The following is a 4,828-nucleotide window of genomic DNA, read 5'->3' as shown; positions in this document are numbered from 1 at the left end:
GGCGGGGGGCTTTTTCGCGTTCCCGGACCATTTTCGGGTATTTCTGTGATTCAGCGCCAGCGGGCTGAGACCCGGTCGGCCACTGAGAATGCGGTTCCGCAGTCAGGGCAGGTGGCGCAGCCGAACAGGTACGGCAGGCCTTGTGCCACAAGCTGTTGGCCGTCGGCGAGCGCGCGGTTGTACAGGCGCCTCGCCAGGCCCTCCAACTGTTCGGGGGCGGAAGGGCGAAGGGGCGTTTTCTCTGCATCGCGCAGGGGGTGGTCGTCGCTGGAGGCGAAGCACTCGTCCTCGCCGAGTGCGAGGAGTATGTTGACGCCGCAGTACGGGCATTCGACTTCGTATTCGCCGGTCTGCAGGCCTTCGAGGCAGCGGTCCCAGATTTCGACGCCCTCGAACGACAGCAGGGCCTGCAGCAGGCTGATGTAGTCCTCCGGGGCCGCGGTTGCCGGGAGGAGCTGGTCCGTCAGTCGGCGCAGGTCTGCGAGCGGTGTCGCCAGGTTCTCGAACACGGCGTCGCCGGTGGGGGCGCAGGACATGATTGCCCCTGCTGCCAGCAGCACCCAGGGGCGGTCCTCCGTGGTTGTGCGCGTGGCGAGGGTGGCCAGTCTGGGCAGTGCAGCGAAGCCGGCGAGGTAGGCGGTGTCCAGGTGCGGGCACAGGTGGTCCAGTAGCTCCGACCAGACGCCGGCCTGGTCGGCTTCGAAGCTGTCCAGCAGGGCCGGTACGTGTGCTGCCGATCCGCAGGCGTCGTTGAGGGTCGGCCAGTCCGTGGTCATGCGCCGATCCAAGCAGGTTGGACCGACGGGGGAAGCGATGTCGGAGCTGGGGCGAGGGGGGTGTCGGTGTGGGGTCGTACGCTCGCGGTGGGAAGAACTGGGTTGAAGTGAAAGGGTGTTGACGTGTTTCTTGGGCTTCGGACGGTGATCTATCCTGCGCCGGATCTCGCTGCGGCGAAGGCGTGGTGGTCCTCGGTGCTGGGATTCGAGCCGTACTTCGACGAGCCGTTCTATGTGGGCTTCAACGTCGGGGGTTACGAGTTGTCGCTCGATCCGAACGGGGATCCGGCGGTCGGGCCGGTGACGTACTGGGGTGTGCGGGACGTCGATGTGGCGCTGAAGGGTGTGGTGGCCGCGGGGGCGACGGTGCGGCAGGCGGTGCAGGAAGTCGGTGGGGGGATTCGGGTGGCGGCGGTGGTGGAGCCGGCCGGGGCGGTGGTCGGGCTGATCGAGAACCCGCACTTCGTGCTGCCGGACACGCTGCCGGGCGAGGGTGACGGCCCGGGTCGCTGATGGGATGTGGTGGGGGCCCCGGTTCGGTCGGGGCCCCCTTTTTGTGGGCGGAGAGGGCGGCGGGGGTGGTGAGAGGGCCAGGGCATGCGGGCCGGTGGCGGGCCGGCCGGGGTCTCTCGGGGAGGGGCGTAGCGGTGCGGGGTCCCGAGGCTGTGCCGGTCAGGGGGTGTGGGCCTGGTGGTCGTTGTGGAGGAGGAGGCGGGCGAGGTGGGCGGCGGTTGTGGTGATGGGGGGCCAGGTGGGGGCGTGGAGGTGGTCGGTGAGGGTGGGGTCGGGCGGGAGGGCGGTGAGGTGGGCGCGGAGGGCGGTGCCGAGGTCGGCGGTGAGGGCGGCCTCCTCGGGGGTGCGGAGGGTGTGGCCGAGCCAGGGGACGGGGGCGGTGGCGTCGCAGGCGTCGGTGAGGAGGGTGGCCAGGTGCGGCGCCGGGTCGAAGTCGGCGTCCTGGAGGCCGGAGGCGGCCAGGGTGAGGACCGCGGTCACCAGTTGGTGCCGGAGTGCGGGGAGGGTGAGGCCGCGGTCGATCACCGGGGGAGCGTACCGGGTGGAAGGTCAGGCGTAGGGGGCGAGTTGGGGGTCGACCGGGGCGCCGGTGAGGCGGTTGGCGAAGGTGGAGAGGGTGTAGGCGCCGATGCCGAGGACGATCTCCAGGGCGTTGCGGGGCGTGAAGCCGTGGGCGAAGAGGGCGGCGAGGTCGGGTTCGGGGACGGCGCCGGTGTGGTCGAGGGCGGAGTGGACGAAGCATCGGACGGCCTCCAGACGGGCGTCCGGGAGGGGCTGCTGGGCGCGGAGGGCGGCGATCAGTTCGGGGTCGGCGGCGAGTCGGGTGAGGGTGGCGGTGTGCATGGCCACGCAGAGGTGGCAGCCGTTGCGGGTGGCGATGGTCAGCACGACGGTCTCGCGGACCAGCGGGTCGAGCTCGGTGGCATCGAAGAGCGCGGTCAACTTCAGGAAGCCGTCGAGGAGTTGAGGTGCATGGGCGAGGCGTCCGGCGGCCTCGGGGAGGTGGCCGAGGTGGCGGGTGACCTGTTCCAGGGAGCGGCGGGCGGCCGGCGGGGCGGTCTCGGGGGTGAGGGTCGGGAAGTACTGGGCGGTGCCGGTGGTGGTGGACATGGTGGTCCCTTTCGGGTGGCGGAAGGCGTGCCGGGGCGGCCGGGGGCGTTCCTCGGCTGCGCGTCCTAGAATGGACAACGTGGTTGACCAAAACGTAAACCAGGTTGTCGATCGGCGCAATGGGTTCGAGCTGCCGCTGCTGCTGTTCGCCGGATTCCGCACGATCATCGACGAGTTGCACGCCGAACTGGCCCGGCAGGGACACCCCGACGCGCGGCCCGCGCACGGCTTCGCGCTGCAGGCGATCGGGATGGAAGGCGCGACGGCGAGCGAGATCGGCCGTCGGCTGGGGGTGTCGAAGCAGGCCGCCGGGAAGACGGTGGACCGGCTGGAGGCGCTCGGTTACGCGGAGCGGGCGGACGATCCCGGCGACGCGCGGCGCAAGGTGGTGCGGCTGACCCCGCGCGGGCTGGACGTGCTGGCCCGGTCGGCGGTGGTCTTCGAGCAGATCCGCGGGCGCTGGGCGGCGGCCCTGGGCGAGCAGCGGCTGCGCGAACTGGAGGACGGCATCGCCGAGTTGACCGGGCCGTCCGGCTTCCGGCTGGACGCGGCGGGCTGGTTCGCCGGCTGAGCGGAACCGGTGTTGGAACGCCGAGGGCCCGCCGCCCCGTCAGTGCGGGCGGCGGGCGGCGGGCGGCGGGCCGGAAGGGTGCCGGCGGTCAGCGCGCGGCGCGGCGCTCCGCGCGGGCGGTGGCTTCGGCCTCGTCCTCGGCCTCGGCCTGCTCCAGGGTGGGGGCGGTGCCGCCGAGGTGGGCGGGGACCCACCAGGCGTCGTCGGGGCCGGCCGGCTTGGCGGGGTACTCGCGCTGGGCGCGGTCGAGCATCTCCGACATGGCGGCGCGCAGGCGGCGGGTGACCATGACGGGACGGTCGGCCTCGGTGAGGTGGATCGGCTCGCCGATCATGATGGTGACCGGGACGTGGCGCTTCGTCAGGGTCTTCGGGTGGCCCTTGGTCCACAGCTGCTGGGTGCCCCAGAGGATGACGGGCAGCAGCGGGGTGCCGGAGTCCGCGGCCATCCGGGCGGCGCCGGTCTTGAACTTCTTCAGCATGAAGGAGCGGCTGATGGTGGCCTCGGGGAAGACGCCGACCACCTCGCCCTCGCGCAGCGCCTTGACCGCGGCCTCGTACGCGGGCTGGCCGTCGGTGCGGTCGACCGGGATGTGCTTCATGCCGCGCATCAGCGGGCCGGAGATCTTGTGCCGGAACACGTCGTCCTTGGCCATGAAGCGGGTCTTGCGGCGGGCCACCCGGTAGGCGCCGAAGCCGGCGAAGATGAAGTCCAGGTAGCTGATGTGGTTGCTGACCAGGACGGCGCCGCCGGTGGCGGGGACGTGCTCGGCGCCGACGATGGAGATCCGCAGGTCCAGCGCCTTGAACGCGGTGAGCGCGGTGCGGATCACCGGCGGGTACACGAACTCTGCCACGGGTCAGTCCTACTTCCCACGGGCCTGCTGCCCGGTGCGGTGGATCCCGGGGCGTGGTGGCAGGGCCGACGGGTCGCGGCACGCCGCGGCGGCCACGGGTGTTTCCCCCCGATAATCCCCCGAACGGGCAAGGTCTGTCACGCCCGCGCACCGCGCAGGTCGGTCCGGCGGGTGCGGGCCGGGTATCGGATGGGGTGGAACGGCGGCCCGGGCGACGGGCCGAGGCGGTGTTCCGGGCTGCCGCGGCGGAGGTCGGCGGAGGTCGGAGGCGGTACGGAGAGTGGTCATGACAGCGGTGCCGGGCGGACTGTCCGGGCCCGGCGCGGTGTTTGTCACACTGGGTCGGTGATGAGTTCGACGGGAGGCGGCGCGGTGCAGGGTGAGGGCGGAGCGGTGCGGTTGACCGGGGCGGAGCTCGGCGCCGCGCTGGGGGAGCGGGCGACGCTGGTGCAGTTCTCCACCTCCTTCTGCCAGCCGTGCCGGGCGACCCGCCGCACGCTGGCCGAGGTGGCGGGCATGGTCGAGGGGGTGGCGCACGTGGAGGTGGACGCCGAGTCGCAGCTGGAGCTGGTGCGCCGCCTGGAGATCCTGCGCACCCCGACCGTGCTGGTGCTGGACGCGGGGGGCCGGGTGGTGCGTCGGGCGGCAGGCCAGCCGCGTCGGGTGGACGTGATCGTGGCACTCGGCGAGGCCGTCTAGCGTTCAATCTCACAGGCGGATCTGGTGCCAGGTCAGGTGGCAGTCGGGCCGCCCTGGGGCAGGATGGGCCAAGGCGGCGGCGACCGTGCCCGGCCGGACCTGCGGCAGCGTAAGCTACTGGCGAGTAGTGACGGCTGAGCTACTCATGAGTATGCTGCCGGGGAGTTCCGGAGGGTACCGGCGCGAGCCGCCCGGACCGCGGCCCCCGCGCGTGTGCCGAGACCGCTCGACACGCACGGACGCAGCCGCAGCCGCCGGATCGGACCAGTAACAGGAGAGCAGGCCGTGAGCTTGAGGATCGTT

General features: G+C 72.2%; 7 protein-coding genes. 3 read left to right on the top strand and 4 right to left on the bottom strand.

Annotated elements, in window-relative coordinates; all coding sequences use genetic code 11:
* Positions 1–50: 50 nt before the first annotated feature.
* The gene (locus AMK19_RS34030) at positions 51–776 is read right to left on the bottom strand and encodes a hypothetical protein (RefSeq protein ID WP_073819463.1); all 726 of its coding nucleotides are present in this window, start codon (positions 774–776) and stop codon (positions 51–53) included.
* A 144-nt stretch (positions 777–920) separates the two neighbouring features.
* Here AMK19_RS34030 and AMK19_RS34025 point away from each other — a divergent pair, with 144 nt between their 5' ends.
* A complete protein-coding gene (locus AMK19_RS34025; RefSeq protein WP_241844727.1) occupies positions 921–1,289 on the top strand; it encodes a VOC family protein in 369 nt (122 codons plus the stop codon).
* Positions 1,290–1,448: 159 nt separating this feature from the next.
* On the opposite strand, the gene AMK19_RS34020 is transcribed toward AMK19_RS34025, so the two are convergent.
* Both AMK19_RS34020 and AMK19_RS34015 read right to left on the bottom strand, forming a co-directional pair.
* The gene (locus AMK19_RS34020) at positions 1,449–1,814 is read right to left on the bottom strand and encodes an SCO4402 family protein (protein ID WP_073819459.1); all 366 of its coding nucleotides are present in this window, start codon (positions 1,812–1,814) and stop codon (positions 1,449–1,451) included.
* Between the two features lie 24 nt (positions 1,815–1,838).
* Positions 1,839–2,399 (bottom strand): carboxymuconolactone decarboxylase family protein, encoded by a 561-nt coding sequence (locus AMK19_RS34015; RefSeq protein ID WP_073819457.1) that lies wholly within the window; start codon positions 2,397–2,399, stop codon positions 1,839–1,841.
* 70 nt (positions 2,400–2,469) lie between these two features.
* Between AMK19_RS34015 and AMK19_RS34010 the strand changes: the two genes are divergently transcribed.
* The gene (locus AMK19_RS34010) at positions 2,470–2,970 is read left to right on the top strand and encodes a MarR family winged helix-turn-helix transcriptional regulator (RefSeq protein WP_073819455.1); all 501 of its coding nucleotides are present in this window, start codon (positions 2,470–2,472) and stop codon (positions 2,968–2,970) included.
* A gap of 88 nt (positions 2,971–3,058) precedes the next feature.
* Here AMK19_RS34010 and AMK19_RS34005 read toward each other — a convergent pair whose 3' ends face one another.
* On the bottom strand, positions 3,059–3,826 hold the full coding sequence (locus tag AMK19_RS34005; protein ID WP_073819453.1) for a lysophospholipid acyltransferase family protein: 768 nt from the start codon (positions 3,824–3,826) through the stop codon (positions 3,059–3,061).
* Positions 3,827–4,174: 348 nt separating this feature from the next.
* On the opposite strand from AMK19_RS34005, the gene AMK19_RS34000 reads away from it, so the two are divergent.
* Positions 4,175–4,525: a TlpA family protein disulfide reductase gene (locus tag AMK19_RS34000; protein WP_073819451.1), complete on the top strand. Its 351-nt coding sequence runs from the start codon at positions 4,175–4,177 to the stop codon at positions 4,523–4,525.
* Positions 4,526–4,828 lie beyond the last annotated feature (303 nt).

This window comes from Kitasatospora sp. CB01950 (genome assembly GCF_001905465.1).
In the GTDB taxonomy this organism is placed as follows: domain Bacteria; phylum Actinomycetota; class Actinomycetes; order Streptomycetales; family Streptomycetaceae; genus Kitasatospora.
The sequence above is the reverse complement of the archived record's forward strand: the minus strand, read 5'-3'. Positions and strand labels throughout refer to the sequence as shown.